Raw genomic sequence first — 18,498 nt, 5'->3', positions numbered from 1 at the left:
GTGCGCAGCCTGCCCGGCGCGACGCGTGTCGAGATGCCGCGTGCGTGTCGTTAGGCTGCCTATCTAACTTTGTTTGGTATGTTACAGAATATTTTCAACGACATTCCAGATTATTTTCGACGACCGCTTCGATTCGTCGAGCAGTCGCCGACATTGTTCAGCGAACGGACGGAAACGCTGCCGGAACGCGTAATACCGCGCTGGATTGTGATCAAAAGCCGAGACGATCAGCGCGTCGCGCGCCGGTCGCTGCGCGGGCTCATCCCGAATCGTGCGCGATAGGTGCGCGAGAAATGCGACGGCGATTCGAAGCCGCACGCGACGCACACCGACGTGATGCTCATGTCGGTCTGCTGCAGCAGTTCGCGTGCGCGATCGAGGCGCAGATTCAGGTAGAAGCGCGTCGGCGTGTCGTTCAGCGTCGCGCTGAACAGCCGTTCGAGCTGGCGCCGCGTGATCGACACCTCCTGCGCGAGCGCGTCGGAGCCGAGCGGGTTCTCCATGTGCCGCTGCATCGTGCCGATCACCTGGATCAGCTTGCGGTTGTGCACGCCGTAGCGCGCGGCGATCTCGAGCCGCTGGCTGTCCGAGCGCTGCCGGATGCGGCTGACGACGAACTGCTCGGAGATCGCCGCCGCGAGATCGGCGCCGTGCCGGCGGCCGATCAGGTCGAGCATCATGTCGATCGACGCGGTGCCGCCCGCGCACGTAATGCGCCGGTCGTCGATCTCGAACAGCTCCTGCGTTGCGTTCAGGCCGGGATAGCGCTCGCGGAACGCGGCCAGCGCTTCCCAGTGCAGCGTGAGCGATTGCGATGCGTCGAAGAGCCCCGCCTCGGCGAGCACGAAGCTGCCCGTGTCGATGCCGCCGAGCGTGGCGCCGTGCCGGTGCTGGCGGCGCAGCCAGTCGCCGAGCGTGCGCGTGTAGCACACGAGCGGATCGAAGCCCGCGACGACGAACACCGTATCGACCTGCGGGACGTCCGCGCACGCGGCTTCGGCGGCGACCGGAATGCCGTTGCTCGCGGCGACGGGCGCGCCGTCCGCGCTGATCACGTGCCAGCGATATAGCTCGGTGCGAAAGCGGTTCGCGACGCGCAGCGGCTCGACCGCGGACATGAAGCCGAGCGCGGAGAAGCCGGGCAGCAGCAGGAAGTGGAAATCCTCGGGCATCGGGGCGTGGAGTGGAAGCAGGGGCGCCGCGCACCGCGCGGCGGCACGGCGGCACGGCGGCACGGCGGCACGGCGGCACGGCGGCACGGCGGCACGGCGGCACGGCGCGCGCGCCGAACGTTCAAGCCGGGATTATCGCGGTTTTTTCCGGCGCTCAGCGCGTTTTTGCACGATGCACCGTCCGGCGCGCCGTCGTCACGTGCGGATCAGCACCACCCCGACAATGAGGCACGCCGCCCCGGCCATGCGGATCGCGCTCGCCGAATGCTGCGGGATGCCGAGCACGCCGAAGTGGTCGAACACGAGCGCGCCGGTCATCTGCCCGACGACGCTCAGCGCGAGCGTCGTCGCCGCGCCCAATCGCGGCACCATCAGGATCGCGACGCCGACGAATACCGCGCCGAAGAATCCGCCCGTCCAGCTGAACCACGACCCGGCACCGGACAACGCGCCGCTCACGCGCGGATGAGGCGACAGCAGCGCGACCGCCAGCATCGCGGCCAGGCCGACGACGTAGCTGACCGACCCGGCCCACCACGGCGAACCGATCTGCGCGCGCAGGTTCGCGTTGAGCACCTGCTGCAATGCAACGCTGATGCCGGCCGCCACGACCAGCAAATAAGAGAGGAGGGTAGTCACGAAGATGAACGCTCCGAAAGCGGGGCCGCCACGGTAATGCGGGCACGGGAGGCTTTCATTCTGCGGAGCGCGCCGGTATAACGCAAATATCGAATCCGGCGTTCATCCATCTCGTTTCGGCATGCCATCACTTCGGCAAATCCGGTATTTCCTGACCGTGGCGGACCTCGGCGGCTTCACGCCGGCCGCGGGTGCGCTCCATGTCGCGCAGTCGGCGCTCAGCCGGCAGATCGGCCAGCTCGAGGATGAACTCGGGTTCGTGCTGTTCGACCGCGAGCCGAGAGGCGTGCGGCTCACGCCGGCCGGCGCGCTCTACCGAGAACGCGTGGCGTCGATCCCGGCCACGTTGACGGCCGCCGCCGACGAAGGCGCTCGGCTGTCGCGCGGGGAAGCCGGCGTGCTGCGGCTGCTGCATTCCAGTACCGTTCCCGTCAGCAGCCTGATGCCGGATCTCGACCGTTTCATGCGCGATTGTCCGGGCGCGCGCATCGATCTCGACCGCGCGTCGTCCGAGGATCAGGTGACGGGCATCGCGAACGGCCAGGCCGATGTCGGGATCGTCCGGTTGCCGGTGCTGCGTCGCGATGCACGTGTGCGTTTCGTCGAACTGGCGGCCGAACGCCTGTGCGTGGCGGTGTCGGCCGATCATCCGCTCGCGGGCCGCAAGCGCGTCGCGATAGCGCGGTTGCGGCGCGAGCCGTTCGTCTCGGCCGTGTATCGGGAGCGGGGCGGCCTCGCGCGCGTCGTGATCGATCTGTGCCTGAAGCGCGGCTTCGTGCCGACGGCCGCGCGGATCGTGTCGCCGAAGACGTCGATGCTGAATCTCGTCGCGGCCGGCCACGGCGTGGCGATCGTGCCGGCGCGGATGGCGAGCATCGGCATCGACGGGGTGGTGTTCGTGCCGATTTCGGACGAGGACGCGAGATCGGTATGCGCGCTGGTGTTGCCGATCGAGCTGACGGTGCTCGCCGACGCGTTCGTTCGAGTGGTGACGGCCGGCTGACCGCGCCGCATCGCTACCGACCGGACCCGCGCGTTCGGCCGGCCCCGGCCCGACGTCGATACTCAGACGCGGTACCCCGCATCGTGCATCAACCGGCGCGACGCGTCGCCGCGCGGGCCTTCCGCATCGAATCGTGCGCGAAGTTTCGCATCCGCGTCGCGCATCACGCCGCGGCGCATGGGCACGAGGATGGCGACGAGGGCAACGACGAAGAAAGCGGCAAGCATCATGGTGTTCCTTGGGGAAAGACCGGAGACGGCCATCGAAGGCCGGCCGTGTCCGCCTGCATTCGTTCCAGCGACGCGCAACGTCAGCACACGAGGCGGCACGTTAACAGGCGGGCCGCGCGCGATCGCCCGGCGACTGCCAGCATAGGGCCGGCTCACGGGATCCGGCGACCTGTCGGACATCCGTCAGCCAGGCCGGGGCGGAACGAAAGGTGCGCGCCGCATCCGGGCAATCCAGCCGATCCTCGGAGAAACACCAAACCCCCGTCCGTCAAGCCTCAGACGAAACATAGTGGTTTCCACTCATAGTCGCAAACAGGCAAGAACAGGTCGCCGCCGGTCTTCTCGCGGCGAATATGGCTCGTTACTTTTACTCCCACGATGCAGGCCGGCGCACACTCCGCGCACCGGCTGCCGCGAGCCCAACCGGAGGAACCGAACCATGAAGTCGACGAAGATCGCCGCGCTCGCCGCGGCCGTGCTGGCGACCGGCGCGTTCACGCACGCGGCGCGGGCCGAGACGGAAGCCGCGACCTGCCGCACCGTGCGTTTCGCGGATATCGGCTGGACCGACATCACGTCGACCACGGCGCTCGCGTCGACCGTGTTCGAGGCGCTCGGCTACAAGCCGACCACGACGATCGCGTCGGTGCCCATTTCGTTCGCCGGTCTCAAGAGCAAGCAGCTCGACGTGTCGCTCGGCTACTGGTGGCCCGTGCAGCAGAAGCAGCTGCAACCGTTCCTCGACAGCAAGTCGATCAACGTCGTCGAGCCGCCGAACCTGTCCGGCGCGAAGGCGACGCTCGCGGTGCCGAGCTACGAGTACCAGGCCGGCCTGAAGACCTTCGACGACATCGCGAAACACCGCGCCGAACTCGACGGCAAGATCTACGGGATCGAGCCGGGCAGCAGCGCGAACGCGACGATCCAGAAGATGATCGACACGAACCAGTACGGGCTCGGCGGCTTCAGGCTCGTCGAATCGAGCGAGGCCGGGATGCTGGTGACGGTCGAGCGGGCGGTTCGCGAGAAGAAGTGGGTCGTGTTCCTCGGCTGGGAGCCGCATCCGATGAACATCCAGCTCAGCATGAACTACCTGTCCGGCGGCGATGCGGCGTTCGGCCCGAACTACGGCGAAGCGCGCGTGTACACACTCACCGCGCCCGACTTCATCGCGCGCTGCCCGAACGCGGGCAAGCTCGTGACGAACCTGCGCTTCTCGACGCAGCTCGAGAACCAGCTGATGCAGTCGGTGATGAACAAGACCAAGCCGGCCGAGGCCGCGAAGGCGTACCTGAAGAAGAACCCGCAGGTGCTCGATCCTTGGCTCGCGGGCGTCAAGACGTTCGACGGCAAGGACGGTCTGCCTGCCGTGAAGGCGTATCTCGGCCTGTAACGGCCAGCGTCCATACGCGATCAGCAATGCGACACAACCCGAATCGAGCGAGGCATCCAGCATGAATCACGAAGTCATCATCACCTGCGCCGTCACCGGCGCGGGCGATACGGTCGGCAAGCATCCGGCGATTCCGGTCACGCCGAAGGAGATCGCGGCCGCCGCGATCGAAGCCGCGAAGGCCGGCGCGACGGTCGCCCACTGCCACGTGCGCGATCCGCGGACGGGGCGCGGCAGCCGCGACCCGAACCTGTATCGCGAAGTGGTCGATCGCATCCGCTCGGCCGACGTCGACGTGATCATCAACCTGACGGCCGGCATGGGCGGCGATCTCGAGATCGGCCCGGGCGAGGACCCAATGCGTTTCGGCAAGGGTACGGATCTCGTCGGCGGCCTCACGCGCCTCGCGCACGTCGAGGAGTTGTTGCCCGAGATCTGCACGCTCGACTGCGGCACGCTGAATTTCGGCGACGGCGACTACATCTACGTGTCGACGCCCGCGCAGTTGCGCGCCGGCGCGAAACGCATCCAGGAACTCGGCGTGAAGCCGGAACTGGAGATCTTCGATACGGGCCATCTGTGGTTCGCGAAGCAGTTGCTGAAGGAAGGGCTGCTCGACGATCCGCCGCTGTTCCAGCTGTGCCTCGGCATCCCGTGGGGCGCGCCGGCCGATACCGGCACGATGAAGGCGATGGTGGACAACCTGCCGCCGGGCGCGCACTGGGCCGGCTTCGGGATCGGCCGCATGCAGATGCCGATGGTCGCGCAGGCGATGCTGCTCGGCGGTCACGTGCGCGTGGGCCTCGAAGACAACATCTGGCTCGACCGCGGCGTGCATGCGACCAACGGCACGCTCGTCGAGCGCGCCCGCGAGATCGTCGAACGGCTCGGCGCCCGCGTGCTGACGCCGGCCGAAGGCCGCCGCAAGCTCGGCTTGCCGGCGCGCGGCGAACGTCCGCTCGAACGTCGTGCGCTCGCCGAATTCGCGTGAGTTTTTCCCAGACTGACTGACATGACATGGCGGCCTGCGTCCATGCACGGCCGCCCACCGATTTCCCCTGAATTGAAGGATGCGTTGACATGGCTGTGAAGACCGACATCAAGACGTTTGCCGCCATCGGCACCGGCGTGATCGGCAGCGGATGGATTGCCCGCGCGCTCGCGCACGGTCTCGACGTGGTCGTGTGGGACCCGGCGCCGGGTGCGGAAGCGCGGCTGCGCGCGAACGTCGCGAACGCATGGCCCGCGCTCGAACGCGTCGGCCTCGCGCCGGGCGCCGATCCCGCGCGGCTGCGGTTCGTGTCGACGATCGAGGCGTGTGTCGCCGACGCCGATTTCATCCAGGAAAGTGCGCCCGAGCGCGAGGCGCTGAAGCTCGAACTGCACGAGCAGATCAGCCGCGCGGCGAAGCCCGACGCGATCATCGCGTCGTCGACGTCGGGGCTGCTGCCGACCGATTTCTACGCGCGGGCCACGCATCCGGAGCGCTGCGTGGTCGGCCATCCGTTCAACCCCGTCTACCTGCTGCCGCTCGTCGAAGTGCTCGGTGGCGCGCGCACGTCGCCGGAAGCGGTCGAAGGCGCGATGGAGGTCTATCGCAAGCTAGGCATGCGGCCGCTGCACGTGCGCAAGGAAGTGCCGGGTTTCATCGCCGATCGTCTGCTCGAAGCGTTGTGGCGCGAGGCGCTGCATCTGGTCAACGAAGGCGTCGCGACGACCGGCGAGATCGACGATGCGATCCGCTTCGGCGCGGGCATCCGCTGGTCGTTCATGGGTACGTTCCTGACCTACACGCTGGCCGGCGGCGACGCGGGCATGCGACACTTCATGCAGCAATTCGGCCCGGCGCTCGAACTGCCGTGGACGAAGCTGGTCGCGCCGACGTTGACCGACGAACTGATCGACAGCGTCGTCGAAGGCACGACCGAACAGCAGGGCACGCGCAGCATCAAGGAGCTCGAACGCTATCGCGACGAGTGCATCACCGAGGTGCTGAAATCGATCGCCGCGGTGAAGGCGCGGCACGGGATGCGATTCGAGGAATAAAGGACAGGCGATGACGGGCGAGACCCCGCTGACGATTTACCGCGACGTGGTGCGGCCCGAATGGGTCGACTACAACGGCCACCTGCGCGATGCGTTCTACCTGCTGATCTTCAGCTTCGCGACCGATGCGCTGCTGGATCGCATCGGTCTCGACGACGCCGCGCGTCGGGAGCGGGGTCGCTCGGTCTACACGCTCGAAGCGCACGTGAACTACCTGCACGAGATCAAGGAAGGCACGGCGGTGCGCGTCGATGCGCGCGTGCTCGCGCACGACGCGAAGCGGCTGCACCTGTATCTCGAACTGTTCGCCGGCGGGCACGACGACGCGGTATCGGCGAGCGAGCAGATGCTGCTGCACGTCGATACGCGCGACGGCGCGAAATCGGCGCCGTTCGACGACGACGTGGCCGCGCGCGTGGCCGAACTGCATGCGTTGCAGCGCGATTGCGCGGCGCCTGCTTATGCGGGCCGCGTGATCGGGTTGCCGCCGCGCCGCTAGCGGCGCGCTTCACTTCACGAGCTTCGATTTTCGATCTTCGACCGCGGAGCGCACACGATGCTCGAACCGGAAATCGCGGCGTTCGTCGCGACCGTCGACGGGTGGTATCCGGCCGATGCGGCGTCGCGTTCGCCCGACGAGCAGCGCCGCCTGTACGACCGCTTCGCGGCCGAATGGACGCCCGCCGTGCTGCCGTCAGGCATCGTGCAGCAGGACGCCGTGTGGCGTGCGCCGGCCGGCCACGCGATTGCGCTGCGCCGCCATGCGTCCGCGCACGGCACGCCGCGCGGCACGGTGCTGTTTTTTCATGGCGGCGGTTTCGTCGTCGGCTCGCTCGACAGCCATGCGCTGATCACCGCGCAACTGGCGGCCGATACGGGCCTCGACGTGATCGCGGTCGACTATCGGCTGGCGCCCGAACACCGCGCGCCGGCCGCGCTCGAGGATTGCCTGGAAATCACGCGTGCCGCGCGCGACGCACGCTGGCCGTTCGGGCCATGCGTGCATCCGTTGACGCTCGCGGGCGACAGCGCGGGCGGGACGCTCGCGGCGGCGGTGGCGACCGCGCTGCGCGATGCGGGCGAACGCAACGTGGACGGCGTCGCGCTCGTCTATCCGATGCTCGGTTTCGAACCGCAACCGCCCGCGCGCGAAACGGAAGCGCACGCGCCGATGCTGACGCTCGACGACGTGCATCGCTATCGCGCGTTGTACTGGGGCGGTGACGTGTCCGACGTGCTGCGAAACGGCAACCCGTTGTTGCGCGCGTCGGTGCCGCTCGAAGCCGGGCGTTTCGACGGCTTGCCGCCGGTGCTCGCGATCGGCGCGGAACACGATCCGCTGCGCGACGATGCGCGCGTGTACGTCGAACGGATTCGCGCGGCGGGCGGCGTCGCGCACGCCTGGATGGGAGAGGGGTTGGTGCACGGCTGCTGGCGCGCGCTCGGAACGAGCCCGCAGGCTGCACGGATGCACCGGATGGTCGGCAGGTTCTTGCTCGCACCGCACGCGTAGCGGGCGTTTTCCGGGAGGCAACGATGCAGGCGGCAGCGCAACACCGTATCGAGGACTGGCGGACGTTTTCGGCCGACGCGGCGATCGCGGCGGCGACGATTGGCGAGGGCACGGTGGAGGTCGAGTGGAGCGACGCGCGACGATCGCCGTTCCATTTCGACTGGCTGCGCGACAACTGCGCCTGTTCCGCGTGCGTGCATGCGATCACGCGCGAACAGGTGTTCGAGATCGCCGATGCGCGCGAGGATTTGTCCGCGCTCACCGTGCACGTCGAAACCGACGGCGCGCTGCATGTGGAGTGGAGCGACGGACACCGCAGCGCGTGGTCGCCGGGCTGGTTGCGTGCGCATGCCTACGACGACGCGTCGCGTGCCGAGCGCGTGGCCGCGCACGGGCGGCACGTATGGACCGGCGACGATCCGACGGCGATCGGCGTGTTCGCGTGGCGCGACGTGATGGAGGACGACCGCGCGTTGCTCGCATGGCTCGGTGCATTGCAGCGCACGGGGCTCACGCTGATCGAAGGCGTGCCGGCCGAGCGCGGCCGCGTCGACGAGGTCGCGCGCCGCGTCGGCCTGATCCGAGAAAGTAATTTCGGTGTGCTGTTCGACGTCGAATCGAAGCCGCGTCCGGACAGCAATGCGTATACGTCGCTGAATCTTCCGCCGCACACCGACCTGCCGACGCGCGAATTGCAGCCGGGCGTGCAGTTCCTGCATTGCCTCGCGAACGACGCGACCGGCGGCGACAGCATCTTCCTCGACGGCTTCGCGCTCGCGGATGCGCTGCGGCGCGAACATCCGGATGATTTCGAGCAGCTTGCCTCGACGCCGTTCGAGTTCTGGAACAAGAGCGCGAATAGCGACTACCGCTGTTCGGCGCCGGTGATCGGGCGCGATGCACGCGGCAACGTGACGGAAGTGCGCGTCGCGAACTTCCTGCGCGGGCCGCTCGACGCGCCGGCCGGCTCGGTCGCGGCCGTCTATCGCGCGTACCGGCGGTTCCTCGCGCTCGCGCGCGAGCCGCGCTTTCGCGTGCAGCGCCGGCTGCGGGCGGGCGACATGTGGGCGTTCGACAACCGGCGCGTGCTGCATGCGCGCACCGAGTTCGACCCGTCGACGGGCCGCCGGCACTTGCAGGGCTGTTACGTCGATCGCGACGAATTGCTGTCGCGGTGGCGCGTGCTGTCGCGGGCAACGCTGGCCGTGGTCGCGGCACGCTGATCGACACACACGGCACGTTCGCGCACACCTCGCCGGGAAAAAGCACCCGGACGCGAGGCGTCCGGGCGAAGCCACCCGCTGCCGGGCGGCGGAGGTATGCGTTTCACAAAACAGACGAGCCCCGCGAAGGGGCTCGTCAGGAGTGCGTGACTCCATCGCGCGATGCGCGGCGCCCGCCGGGGGCGCATCGGCTTACTGGCCGAAGAAGATCGAGTCGCGTGCGTTCGACGAAGCGGCTGCCGGTGCGCCCGAGTGGACGAGCGGAGCCGGTTGTGCACCGTAGCCGCTGGTGTCGGCGCCATGAACGCGCGCTTCGGCGCTCTGGATGTCGTTCGGGTAGTACGGGCTCGACACGCCCGGCTTGTAGCCGGCGTGTTCGAGCTGGACGAGTTCGTTGCGCACTTGAGCGCGCGTCACGGTGCTTTGAGCGAATGCGCCGAACGAAGCGGACAGGGCGGCAGCGGCAACGACTGCGGAAACGAGCGATTTCATGGTGACCTCCGGTGTTTTATTGAGTTCGCTCTCGACACCATGTCTTGAGCGATTGACCCAATCTTAGTCACCGGCGTGCTGAGGGTAAACGCTGATTTTGACGATAAATTGTTTCCTGGCCGGTAACAGTGCTGCGGCGAATCAGTCTTTCAACGGGCTTTCTTTTGGTCAACGTAATAAGGATGAGGAATGTTGAGATCGGCGCAGTGCGCGACTCAGCGCGCTTCGGCCGCCGTATCGAATGGCCGGCCCGGCGCGCGTCCGGCGGACGCGCCGGCGCTGAGGAAGCGCACGCCCGTCGCGGCTTCCGACGCTTCCCACAGCAGCGCCGCCGCCGCCACGCCGCGGGCCGCGCGCGGCACGCTCGCCGGTGCCGGCAGCCCGCGCGATTCAAACCAGCCGGACGGACCGATGTACGCGCCGCCGGCCAGATCGGGCGACGTCGCCGCATGAATCGCGGGCAGCGCGCCCTGGTCGGCCGGTTGCGCGAGATAACGGTTCGCGACGCGCATCAGCGCGGCGCGGCCGGGCGACCGGTCCATCGCCGGGCCCGCGAACTGCAGGTTGGTCGCCGCATAGCCGGGATGCGCGGCGACGCTGATGCCGGGGAACGCCGCGCGCGTGAAGCGGCGCTGCAACTCGATCGCGAACACGAGGTTCGCGAGCTTGCTGTCGCAATAGGCGAGATAACGGTTGTAGCGCTGCACGGCGCGCAGGTCGTCCACGCGAATGCGGCCGCCGCGGTTGAAGCCGCTCGACATCGTGACGACGCGCGGCCGGTGCGCGGCGCGCAGCGCCGGCAGCAGATGGCCGGTCAGCGCGAAATGGCCGAGGTGGTTGGTGCCGAACTGCATCTCGAAGCCGTCGCGCGTGTGCCGCAGCGGCAGGAACATCACGCCGGCGTTGTTGCAGAGGATGTCGACGCGGCCGTGGCGTTCGCCGACGTCGGCCGCGAAGCGTGCGATCGACGCGAGATCGGCGAGGTCGAGCGGATCGACTTCGACGCGTGCATGAGGATGAAGCCGGCGGATCGCGTCGGCAGCCTGCGCGCCGCGGGAGGCGTCGCGGCAGCCCATCACGACCGTCGCGCCTTTCGCGGCCAGCGTTTCCGCGAGATGCCAGCCCAGGCCGCTGTTGGCGCCGGTCACGACCGCGACCTTGCCGCCCTGCGCCGGGACGTGGCGCGCGCTCCATGCATGCATGTCTGCCTCCATCGGCGCGGCCGGTCGGCCGCGGCATTTAATCGTTACATTGAGTGGTGTAACGATAGTGCGGGCGGACGGAGCAGACAAGCGGGAGAATTAGACCGGCGCTTCTAGGGCTGACGGATGGCGTGGCGCCGCAAGCCCGGGCGCACGGCCGGCGGTTTTATCTGCTGCCGGCCAGCGCGAGCACCTCGGCGGCGGAGATCATGGCGGCGGCGTTGGCGGGGGCCGGGCGCTCGGCCGGGCGGAACACTTCGTCGCCGCGGTGGATGACCTGGCGCGACAGCGCGCAGGTGCCGGTGCGCTGCGCGAAGCGGCGGCGCCAGCGCTGCTCCCCGTAATGACAGCGGCCCGGTTCGACCCAGCGGACGACGAGCAGCGTATCGGAACGTTCGAGGATTTCGACGTGGACGTCGGCGGGATCGAGCGCAGGCAGGGATTGGGAGGCCTTCATTTTGCCGTTTCCTAAAGCTCGTGCGGTTTCGGCCGTGGCAGTGGATGTCACTACCCGATGGCGAATCCGTAGCGGTTTCCATGAGTGGTGCGCTAAATGTAAGCGTCTGTGACCGGAAAAAACATCCTGTCCGGCTCGAATTACCTTTTGCCGATTTAGAAACAATCCACGCTTATTTTCTTGGAAAACCAAAGACAAAAAGCCCCGGACAAGAAGCCCGGGGCGGAAAATCGGCCCGCGCACCGTGTCTGCTCGCCCAGTCACGGGATACATCGCCAGGGGGACGGAGGTGCCCGCAGAGATCCGGCGCGGGCGGGGAGGCGATGTACCGGAAGCGCGGTCCGGCAACGCCATGATGGCGTGCGCGACCCGTTGGCACCCTGACGCGAACATGACTTTTTTGTCAGTTTGGCGCGGCCATCGTGTCGGACGTTGCTGAAGAATCGGCTGAAAGGCCCGCCGGTATTGGGTTGGAGCGGATCGCGGAGCAGCACTTCAACGCCGCTCGCGCGCCGCATTCGCGTGCGCCGCACGGATTGACCCGCCCTGGGTAAATACTGAATCCCAATTTCGTGACAAACGCCCGATCCCTTCCTATGATTGGTTGGACCTTTAGTCCTTTGTGCCAATCGGCCGACTGGCGGCCGGCTTTTCGGGAGACGTGCTCATGAGATTGCAGGGCAAACGCGCGCTAGTGACGGCGGCCGGGCAGGGCATCGGCCGCGCGACCGCGCTGCGGTTCGCGAGCGAGGGCGCCGACGTGCTGGCGACCGACATCAACGAAGCCGCGCTGGTGCGGCTCGAAGCCGACGCCGAGCGCGCGGGCGGCCGGCTGGCCACGCGGCGGCTCGACGTCACGGACGCGAACGACATCGCCGCGCTGGCCGCGAGCGAACGCGCGTTCGACGTGCTGTTCAACTGCGCGGGCTACGTGCATCACGGCTCGATCCTCGAGTGCGACGAAGACGCGTGGGCGTTCTCGCTGAACCTGAACGTCACGTCGATGTACCGGCTGATCCGCGCGCTGCTGCCCGCGATGCTCGAAGCCGGCGGCGCGTCGATCGTCAACATGGCGTCGGCCGCGTCGAGCGTGAAGGGCGTGCCGAACCGCTTCGTGTACGGCACCACCAAGGCGGCCGTGATCGGGCTGACCAAGGCGGTGGCTGCCGATTTCGTCGAACGCGGGATCCGCTGCAACGCGATCTGCCCGGGCACGATCGAATCGCCGTCGCTGGAGCAGCGGATCGCCGACCAGGCGCGCACGCGCCACGTGTCCGCCGACGAGGTGCGTCAGGCGTTCGTCGCGCGCCAGCCGATCGGCCGCATCGGCAGCGCGGACGAAGTGGCCGCGCTCGCGCTGTACCTGGCGTCCGACGAAGCGTCGTTCACCACCGGCACGATTCACCTGATCGACGGCGGCTGGTCGAACTGACCGCGCCTTCCCATTCACTTCCCTTCTGCATTCAGACAACGCTATGAAACTGCTGAGATTTGGCGACAAACACCATGAAAAGCCGGGCCTGCTCGATGCGCACGGCCAGATTCGCGACCTGTCCGGCGTGATCGACGATATCGCCGGCGACGCGCTGACCCCCGCGTCGCTCGCGCGGCTGCGCGACATCCCGCCGTCGTCGCTGCCGCTCGTCGAAGGCACGCCGCGGCTCGGCGCGTGCGTCGGCCGCGTCGGCAAATTCATCTGCATCGGGCTCAACTATTCGGATCACGCGGCCGAATCGGGGATGGAGGTGCCGAAGGAGCCCGTCGTGTTCGGCAAGTGGACGAGCGCGATCTCGGGCCCGAACGACGACGTCGAGATCCCGCGCGGCTCGGAGAAAACCGACTGGGAAGTCGAACTCGGCGTGGTGATCGGCCAGGGCGGCCGCTATATCGACGAAGCCGATGCGCTATCGCACGTCGCCGGCTACTGCGTGGTGAACGACGTGTCGGAGCGCGAATACCAGCTCGAGCGCGGCGGCACGTGGGACAAGGGCAAGGGCAACGACACGTTCGGCCCGATCGGCCCGTGGCTGGTGACGGCCGACGAAGTGCCCGATCCGCACGCGCTGCGGCTGTGGCTGGAAGTGGACGGCCACCGCTACCAGAACGGCACGACCGCGACGATGGTGTTCCGCGTCCCGCACCTGATCAGCTACCTGAGCCGCTTCATGAGCCTGCAGCCGGGCGACGTGATCTCGACCGGCACGCCGCCGGGCGTCGGCCTCGGGCAGAAGCCGCCCGTCTACCTGCGCGCCGGACAGGTGATCACGCTCGGCATCGACGGGCTCGGCGAGCAGCGCCAGCGCACCGTGCAGGCCTGATTCCCTTCAACGGACGGTTCGTCATGCCTATCATTCGATCGATGCGCGTCCTCGACGTGCGCTTTCCGACCTCGCGCCAGCTCGACGGCTCCGATGCGATGAATCCGGACCCCGATTATTCGGCGGCCTACGTCATCCTCGAAACCGACCGCGACGGGCTCGAAGGTCACGGGCTCACGTTCACCATCGGGCGCGGCAACGAAATCTGCTGCGCGGCGATCGACGCGATGCGCCACCTCGTCGTCGGCCTCGACCTCGACTGGATCCGCGAGGACATGGGCCGCTTCTGGCGGCACGTCACGTCGGACAGCCAGTTGCGCTGGATCGGCCCCGACAAGGGCGCGATCCACCTGGCGACGGGCGCCGTCGTCAATGCGGTGTGGGACCTGTGGGCGAAGGCCGTCGGCAAGCCGCTGTGGCGGCTCGTCGCCGACATGAGCCCGGAGGAACTGGTGCGGGCAATCGACTTCCGTTACCTGACCGATTGCCTGAGCCAGGACGAAGCGCTCGACCTGCTGCGCCGGCAGGCGCCCGGCAAGGCCGCGCGGATCGCCGCGCTGGAGCGCGACGGCTACCCGTGCTACACGACGTCGGCCGGCTGGCTCGGCTACAGCGACGACAAGCTGCGCCGGCTGTGCCGCGAGGCGGTCGAAGAAGGTTTCGAGTACGTGAAGCTGAAAGTCGGCGCGAACCTCGACGACGACATCCGCCGCGTGACGATCGCGCGCGAGGTGATCGGCCCCGACCGCAAGCTGATGATCGACGCGAACCAGGTATGGGAAGTTGGCGAGGCGATCGACTGGGTGCGCGCGCTCGCGTTCGCGCGGCCGTGGTTCATCGAGGAGCCGACGAGCCCCGACGACGTCGAAGGGCATCGCAAGATCCGCGAGGCGATCGCGCCGGTGCAGGTCGCGACCGGCGAGATGTGCCAGAACCGCGTGCTGTTCAAGCAGTTCATCGCGCGCGGCGCGATCGACGTCGTGCAGATCGACGCGTGCCGGCTCGGCGGCGTGAACGAGATTCTCGCGGTGATGCTGATGGCCGCGAAGTACGGGCTGCCGGTGTGCCCGCATGCGGGCGGCGTCGGGCTGTGCGAATACGTGCAGCACCTGTCGATGATCGACTACGTGTGCATCTCCGGCACGAAGGAGGGGCGCGTGACCGAGTACGTCGATCACCTGCACGAGCATTTCGTCGAACCGTGCGTGGTGCGCGGCGCCGCGTACATGCCGCCGACGGCGCCCGGTTTCTCGATCGAGATGAAGCCCGCATCGCTGGAGCAGTACCGGTTCCGCGGCTGACGCACGGCAACGCACGACGGCGTACCACGCGCGTCGTGCGCACCGCGCGCGGCGACAACATGAACGACGGAGACGCGAAGTGGATTTGAATCTGCAAGACAAGGTCGTGATCGTGACCGGCGGCGCGTCGGGCATCGGCGCCGCGATCTCGATGCGGCTGGCCGGCGAAGGCGCGATTCCGGTGGTGTTCGCGCGCCACGCGCCCGACGACGCGTTCTGGCGCGCACTCGCGCAGCAACAGCCGCGCGCCGCGTGCATCACTGTCGAACTGCAGGACGACGCGCAGTGCCGCGATGCGGTCGCGCAGACCCTCGCGCGCTTTGGGCGCATCGACGGCCTCGTCAACAACGCGGGCATCAACGACGGCATCGGGCTCGACGCCGGGCGCGACGCGTTCGTCGCGTCGCTCGAGCGCAACCTGATCCACTACTACGTGATGGCGCATTACTGCGTGCCGCACCTGAAGGCGACGCGCGGCGCGATCGTCAACGTCTCGTCGAAGACGGCCGTCACCGGCCAGGGCAACACGAGCGGCTATTGCGCGTCGAAGGGCGCGCAGCTCGCGCTGACGCGCGAATGGGCGGTCGCGTTGCGTAACGACGGCGTGCGCGTGAACGCGGTGATTCCCGCCGAGGTGATGACGCCGCTCTATCAGCACTGGATCGCCGGCTTCGACGATCCGCAAGCGAAGATCGATGAAATCGCCGGCAAGGTGCCGCTTGGCCAACGCTTCACGACGGCCGACGAGATCGCCGACACGGCCGTGTTCCTGCTGTCGGATCGCGCGTCGCACACGACGGGCCAGTGGCTGTTCGTCGACGGCGGCTATACGCATCTCGATCGTGCGATCAGCTGAGGGCCGCGAGCCATGCAACCCGACCTGAACCCGAACACCGGCGCCGCGCCCGCGCTGATCGCGCTGACCGGCATCGGCAAGCGCTTTCCGGGCGTGCAGGCGCTCGACGATTGCCGCTTCGACCTGCGCAGCGGCGAAGTGCATGCGCTGATGGGCGAGAACGGCGCCGGCAAGTCGACGCTGATGAAGATTCTCGCGGGCGTCTACCAGCGCGACGGCGGCGAGATCCGGATGGACGGCCGCCCGGTGGAGATCGCCGATCCGCGTGCCGCGCAGGCGCTCGGCATCGGCATCATCCATCAGGAGCTGAACCTGATGAACCACCTGAGCGTCGCGCAGAACATCTTCATCGGCCGCGAGCCGCGCGGCCGCCTCGGCGTGTTCGTCGACGAAGACAAGTTGAACCGCGATGCGGCCGCGATCTTCCAGCGGATGCGGCTCGATCTCGATCCGCGCACGCTGGTCGGCCGGCTGACGGTCGCGAAGCAGCAGATGGTCGAGATCGCGAAGGCGCTGTCGTTCGATTCGCGCGTGCTGATCATGGACGAGCCGACCGCCGCGCTGAACAACGCGGAGATCGCCGAACTGTTCCGCATCATCGGAGACCTGCGCGCGAACGGCGTCGGCATCGTCTACATCTCGCACAAGATGGACGAGCTGCGCCAGATCGCCGATCGCGTGACCGTGATGCGCGACGGCAAGTACGTCGCGACCGTGCCGATGGCGGATACGTCGATGGACACGATCATCTCGATGATGGTCGGCCGCCAGCTCGATACCGAAACTCGCACGCCGCCCGATACGTCCGCGAACGAGATTGCGCTCGAAGTGCGCGGCCTGTCGCGAGGCCGAGCGATCCGCGACGTCGGCTTCATGCTGCGGCGTGGCGAGATCCTCGGCTTCGCCGGGCTGATGGGCGCGGGCCGCACCGAGGTCGCGCGCGCGGTGTTCGGTGCGGACCCGGTCGATGCGGGCGAGATCCGCGTGAACGGCCGGGCCGTGACGATCCGCACGCCGGCCGACGCGGTGAAATTTGGCATCGGCTACCTGTCCGAGGATCGCAAGCACTTCGGGCTCGCGGTCGGGATGGACGTGCAGAACAACATCGCGCTGTCGAGCATGCGCCGCTTCGTGCGCCGCGGCCTGTTCCTCGACGCACGCGGAATGCGCGACGCCGCGCAGTCGTACGTGCGGCAACTCGCGATCCGCACGCCGTCGGTCGCGCAACCCGCGCGGCTGCTGTCCGGCGGCAACCAGCAGAAGATCGTGATCGCGAAATGGCTGCTGCGCGACTGCGACATCCTGTTCTTCGACGAGCCGACGCGCGGCATCGACGTCGGCGCGAAAAGCGAGATCTACAAGCTGCTCGATGCGCTCGCCGCCGACGGCAAGGCGATCGTGATGATCTCGTCGGAGCTGCCCGAGGTGCTGCGCATGAGCCACCGCATTCTCGTGATGTGCGAAGGCCGCGTGACCGGCGAATTGCGCGCGGCCGACGCCACGCAGGAAAAGATCATGCAGCTCGCGACGCAGCGCGAGTCGACCGTGTTGTCCTGACTGTCCTGATTCAGACGCCCAACGATCATGTCCAACGATACGCATCCCGTTCCGCCCCTTGCCACCGGCGACACGCCGGCCGCCGCATCGAGCCTGAAGGCGCGCTTGTTCAACCCGGCCGCGCGGCAGAAGCTGCTCGCGTTCGCGAGCCTCGTGCTGCTGATCGTGTTCTTCAGTTTCGCTTCGCCGAACTTCCTCGAAGTCGACAACCTCGTGTCGATCCTGCAGGCGACCGCCGTGAACGGCGTGCTGGCCGTCGCCTGCACGTGCGTGATCATCACGTCCGGCATCGACCTGTCGGTCGGCACGCTGATGACGTTCTGCGCGGTGATGGCCGGCGTCGTGCTGACGAAGTGGGGGATGCCGCTGCCGCTGGGCATCCTCGCCGCGCTGGTGTTCGGCGCGCTGTCCGGCTGCGTGTCGGGCTTCGTGATCGCGAAGATGAAGGTGCCGCCGTTCATCGCGACGCTCGGCATGATGATGCTGCTCAAGGGGCTGTCGCTCGTGATTTCGGGCACGCGGCCGATCTACTTCAACGACACGCCGGGCTTCACGTCGATCGCGCAGGATTCGCTGATCGGCAACCTGATTCCCGCGCTGCCGATTCCGAACGCGGTGCTGATCCTGTTCCTCGTCGCGATCGGCGCGTCGATCGTGCTGAACCGCACGATCTTCGGCCGCTACACGTTCGCGCTCGGCAGCAACGAGGAGGCGCTCAGGTTGTCCGGCGTGAACGTCGATGCGTGGAAGATCGCGGTCTACACGTTCAGCGGCGCGGTGTGCGGGATCGCCGGGCTGCTGATCGCGTCGCGGCTGAACTCGGCGCAGCCGGCGCTCGGCCAAGGCTACGAGCTCGATGCGATCGCGGCCGTCGTGATCGGCGGCACGTCGCTGTCGGGCGGCGCGGGCAGCATCGTCGGCACCATCATCGGCGCGTTCATCATGAGCGTGCTGACCAACGGCCTGCGCATCATGTCGGTCGCGCAGGAGTGGCAGACGGTCGTGACGGGCGTGATCATCATCCTCGCCGTCTACGTGGACATCCTGCGCCGGCGTCGCCGCTGACACATGCAGGCATGCGCTTCACCGCCGGTTT

General features: G+C 67.8%; 19 protein-coding genes. 13 read left to right on the top strand and 6 right to left on the bottom strand.

Annotated features, from left to right (window positions below):
• Positions 1-227: 227 nt before the first annotated feature.
• Positions 228-1,172 carry a GlxA family transcriptional regulator gene (locus tag AC3IFE_RS00410; protein ID WP_089436927.1) on the bottom strand — a complete coding sequence of 315 codons (945 nt, stop codon included), beginning with the start codon at positions 1,170-1,172 and terminating at the stop codon, positions 228-230.
• A gap of 195 nt (positions 1,173-1,367) precedes the next feature.
• On the bottom strand, positions 1,368-1,811 hold the full coding sequence (locus AC3IFE_RS00405; RefSeq protein ID WP_489189237.1) for a DMT family transporter: 444 nt from the start codon (positions 1,809-1,811) through the stop codon (positions 1,368-1,370).
• Positions 1,812-1,932: 121 nt separating this feature from the next.
• On the opposite strand from AC3IFE_RS00405, the gene AC3IFE_RS00400 reads away from it, so the two are divergent.
• The gene (locus tag AC3IFE_RS00400) at positions 1,933-2,814 is read left to right on the top strand and encodes a LysR family transcriptional regulator (protein ID WP_489189236.1); all 882 of its coding nucleotides are present in this window, start codon (positions 1,933-1,935) and stop codon (positions 2,812-2,814) included.
• A 62-nt stretch (positions 2,815-2,876) separates the two neighbouring features.
• Here AC3IFE_RS00400 and AC3IFE_RS00395 read toward each other — a convergent pair whose 3' ends face one another.
• Entirely contained in the window at positions 2,877-3,077 is a 201-nt protein-coding gene (locus AC3IFE_RS00395) for a hypothetical protein (protein WP_144030165.1), read from the bottom strand.
• A gap of 406 nt (positions 3,078-3,483) precedes the next feature.
• Between AC3IFE_RS00395 and AC3IFE_RS00390 the strand changes: the two genes are divergently transcribed.
• From AC3IFE_RS00390 to AC3IFE_RS00365, 6 genes are all read left to right on the top strand, one after another.
• Positions 3,484-4,437, top strand: coding sequence for a choline ABC transporter substrate-binding protein (locus AC3IFE_RS00390; RefSeq protein WP_301738310.1), 954 nt, complete (start codon positions 3,484-3,486; stop codon positions 4,435-4,437).
• A 61-nt stretch (positions 4,438-4,498) separates the two neighbouring features.
• Positions 4,499-5,428 carry a 3-dehydrocarnitine:acetyl-CoA trimethylamine transferase CdhC gene (gene cdhC, locus AC3IFE_RS00385; RefSeq protein ID WP_301738309.1) on the top strand — a complete coding sequence of 310 codons (930 nt, stop codon included), beginning with the start codon at positions 4,499-4,501 and terminating at the stop codon, positions 5,426-5,428.
• A gap of 89 nt (positions 5,429-5,517) precedes the next feature.
• Complete coding sequence (locus tag AC3IFE_RS00380) at positions 5,518-6,483, top strand: L-carnitine dehydrogenase (RefSeq protein WP_489189235.1); 966 nt, start codon at positions 5,518-5,520, stop codon at positions 6,481-6,483.
• A 10-nt stretch (positions 6,484-6,493) separates the two neighbouring features.
• On the top strand, positions 6,494-6,982 hold the full coding sequence (locus tag AC3IFE_RS00375; protein ID WP_489189234.1) for a thioesterase family protein: 489 nt from the start codon (positions 6,494-6,496) through the stop codon (positions 6,980-6,982).
• A 57-nt stretch (positions 6,983-7,039) separates the two neighbouring features.
• The gene (locus AC3IFE_RS00370) at positions 7,040-7,996 is read left to right on the top strand and encodes an alpha/beta hydrolase (protein ID WP_489189233.1); all 957 of its coding nucleotides are present in this window, start codon (positions 7,040-7,042) and stop codon (positions 7,994-7,996) included.
• 23 nt (positions 7,997-8,019) lie between these two features.
• Entirely contained in the window at positions 8,020-9,219 is a 1,200-nt protein-coding gene (locus AC3IFE_RS00365; RefSeq protein ID WP_489189232.1) for a TauD/TfdA family dioxygenase, read from the top strand.
• 192 nt (positions 9,220-9,411) lie between these two features.
• Here AC3IFE_RS00365 and AC3IFE_RS00360 read toward each other — a convergent pair whose 3' ends face one another.
• The 3 genes from AC3IFE_RS00360 to AC3IFE_RS00350 form a co-directional block, all read right to left on the bottom strand.
• Positions 9,412-9,711, bottom strand: coding sequence for a DUF4148 domain-containing protein (locus AC3IFE_RS00360; RefSeq protein ID WP_489189231.1), 300 nt, complete (start codon positions 9,709-9,711; stop codon positions 9,412-9,414).
• Between the two features lie 215 nt (positions 9,712-9,926).
• Positions 9,927-10,913: an oxidoreductase gene (locus tag AC3IFE_RS00355; RefSeq protein ID WP_489189230.1), complete on the bottom strand. Its 987-nt coding sequence runs from the start codon at positions 10,911-10,913 to the stop codon at positions 9,927-9,929.
• A gap of 166 nt (positions 10,914-11,079) precedes the next feature.
• The gene (locus AC3IFE_RS00350; RefSeq protein WP_011547132.1) at positions 11,080-11,370 is read right to left on the bottom strand and encodes a DUF3331 domain-containing protein; all 291 of its coding nucleotides are present in this window, start codon (positions 11,368-11,370) and stop codon (positions 11,080-11,082) included.
• 667 nt (positions 11,371-12,037) lie between these two features.
• On the opposite strand from AC3IFE_RS00350, the gene AC3IFE_RS00345 reads away from it, so the two are divergent.
• From AC3IFE_RS00345 to AC3IFE_RS00320, 6 genes are all read left to right on the top strand, one after another.
• Complete coding sequence (locus AC3IFE_RS00345; protein WP_089470378.1) at positions 12,038-12,802, top strand: SDR family oxidoreductase; 765 nt, start codon at positions 12,038-12,040, stop codon at positions 12,800-12,802.
• A 43-nt stretch (positions 12,803-12,845) separates the two neighbouring features.
• On the top strand, positions 12,846-13,688 hold the full coding sequence (locus AC3IFE_RS00340) for an ureidoglycolate lyase (protein ID WP_089470377.1): 843 nt from the start codon (positions 12,846-12,848) through the stop codon (positions 13,686-13,688).
• A 23-nt stretch (positions 13,689-13,711) separates the two neighbouring features.
• Complete coding sequence (locus AC3IFE_RS00335) at positions 13,712-14,989, top strand: L-fuconate dehydratase (RefSeq protein ID WP_489189229.1); 1,278 nt, start codon at positions 13,712-13,714, stop codon at positions 14,987-14,989.
• Between the two features lie 79 nt (positions 14,990-15,068).
• On the top strand, positions 15,069-15,845 hold the full coding sequence (locus tag AC3IFE_RS00330; RefSeq protein ID WP_489189228.1) for an SDR family oxidoreductase: 777 nt from the start codon (positions 15,069-15,071) through the stop codon (positions 15,843-15,845).
• Between the two features lie 12 nt (positions 15,846-15,857).
• The gene (locus AC3IFE_RS00325) at positions 15,858-17,402 is read left to right on the top strand and encodes a sugar ABC transporter ATP-binding protein (RefSeq protein ID WP_489189227.1); all 1,545 of its coding nucleotides are present in this window, start codon (positions 15,858-15,860) and stop codon (positions 17,400-17,402) included.
• 27 nt (positions 17,403-17,429) lie between these two features.
• Positions 17,430-18,467, top strand: a complete 1,038-nt coding sequence (locus AC3IFE_RS00320; protein ID WP_489189226.1) for an ABC transporter permease — start codon at positions 17,430-17,432, stop codon at positions 18,465-18,467.
• The last annotated feature ends 31 nt before the right edge of the window (positions 18,468-18,498 follow it).

The sequence above is a fragment of the Burkholderia sp. APQ4-4ca genome (assembly GCF_057837105.1).
This window is presented reverse-complemented; position numbering and strand designations above follow the sequence as displayed.

Excerpts from the sequence above, each read along its gene's own strand:
- AC3IFE_RS00350 (WP_011547132.1), bottom strand. The coding sequence starts at position 11,370 with ATGAAGGCCTCCCAATCCCTGCCTGCGCTCGATCCCGCCGACGTCCAC.
- cdhC (WP_301738309.1), top strand. The coding sequence starts at position 4,499 with ATGAATCACGAAGTCATCATCACCTGCGCCGTCACCGGCGCGGGCGAT.
- AC3IFE_RS00400 (WP_489189236.1), top strand. The coding sequence starts at position 1,933 with ATGCCATCACTTCGGCAAATCCGGTATTTCCTGACCGTGGCGGACCTC.
- AC3IFE_RS00395 (WP_144030165.1), bottom strand. The coding sequence starts at position 3,077 with ATGGCCGTCTCCGGTCTTTCCCCAAGGAACACCATGATGCTTGCCGCT.
- AC3IFE_RS00410 (WP_089436927.1), bottom strand. The coding sequence starts at position 1,172 with ATGCCCGAGGATTTCCACTTCCTGCTGCTGCCCGGCTTCTCCGCGCTC.
- AC3IFE_RS00340 (WP_089470377.1), top strand. The coding sequence starts at position 12,846 with ATGAAACTGCTGAGATTTGGCGACAAACACCATGAAAAGCCGGGCCTG.
- AC3IFE_RS00370 (WP_489189233.1), top strand. The coding sequence starts at position 7,040 with ATGCTCGAACCGGAAATCGCGGCGTTCGTCGCGACCGTCGACGGGTGG.
- AC3IFE_RS00325 (WP_489189227.1), top strand. The coding sequence starts at position 15,858 with ATGCAACCCGACCTGAACCCGAACACCGGCGCCGCGCCCGCGCTGATC.
- AC3IFE_RS00365 (WP_489189232.1), top strand. The coding sequence starts at position 8,020 with ATGCAGGCGGCAGCGCAACACCGTATCGAGGACTGGCGGACGTTTTCG.
- AC3IFE_RS00390 (WP_301738310.1), top strand. The coding sequence starts at position 3,484 with ATGAAGTCGACGAAGATCGCCGCGCTCGCCGCGGCCGTGCTGGCGACC.
- AC3IFE_RS00345 (WP_089470378.1), top strand. The coding sequence starts at position 12,038 with ATGAGATTGCAGGGCAAACGCGCGCTAGTGACGGCGGCCGGGCAGGGC.
- AC3IFE_RS00380 (WP_489189235.1), top strand. The coding sequence starts at position 5,518 with ATGGCTGTGAAGACCGACATCAAGACGTTTGCCGCCATCGGCACCGGC.
- AC3IFE_RS00360 (WP_489189231.1), bottom strand. The coding sequence starts at position 9,711 with ATGAAATCGCTCGTTTCCGCAGTCGTTGCCGCTGCCGCCCTGTCCGCT.
- AC3IFE_RS00320 (WP_489189226.1), top strand. The coding sequence starts at position 17,430 with ATGTCCAACGATACGCATCCCGTTCCGCCCCTTGCCACCGGCGACACG.
- AC3IFE_RS00335 (WP_489189229.1), top strand. The coding sequence starts at position 13,712 with ATGCCTATCATTCGATCGATGCGCGTCCTCGACGTGCGCTTTCCGACC.
- AC3IFE_RS00355 (WP_489189230.1), bottom strand. The coding sequence starts at position 10,913 with ATGCATGCATGGAGCGCGCGCCACGTCCCGGCGCAGGGCGGCAAGGTC.
- AC3IFE_RS00375 (WP_489189234.1), top strand. The coding sequence starts at position 6,494 with ATGACGGGCGAGACCCCGCTGACGATTTACCGCGACGTGGTGCGGCCC.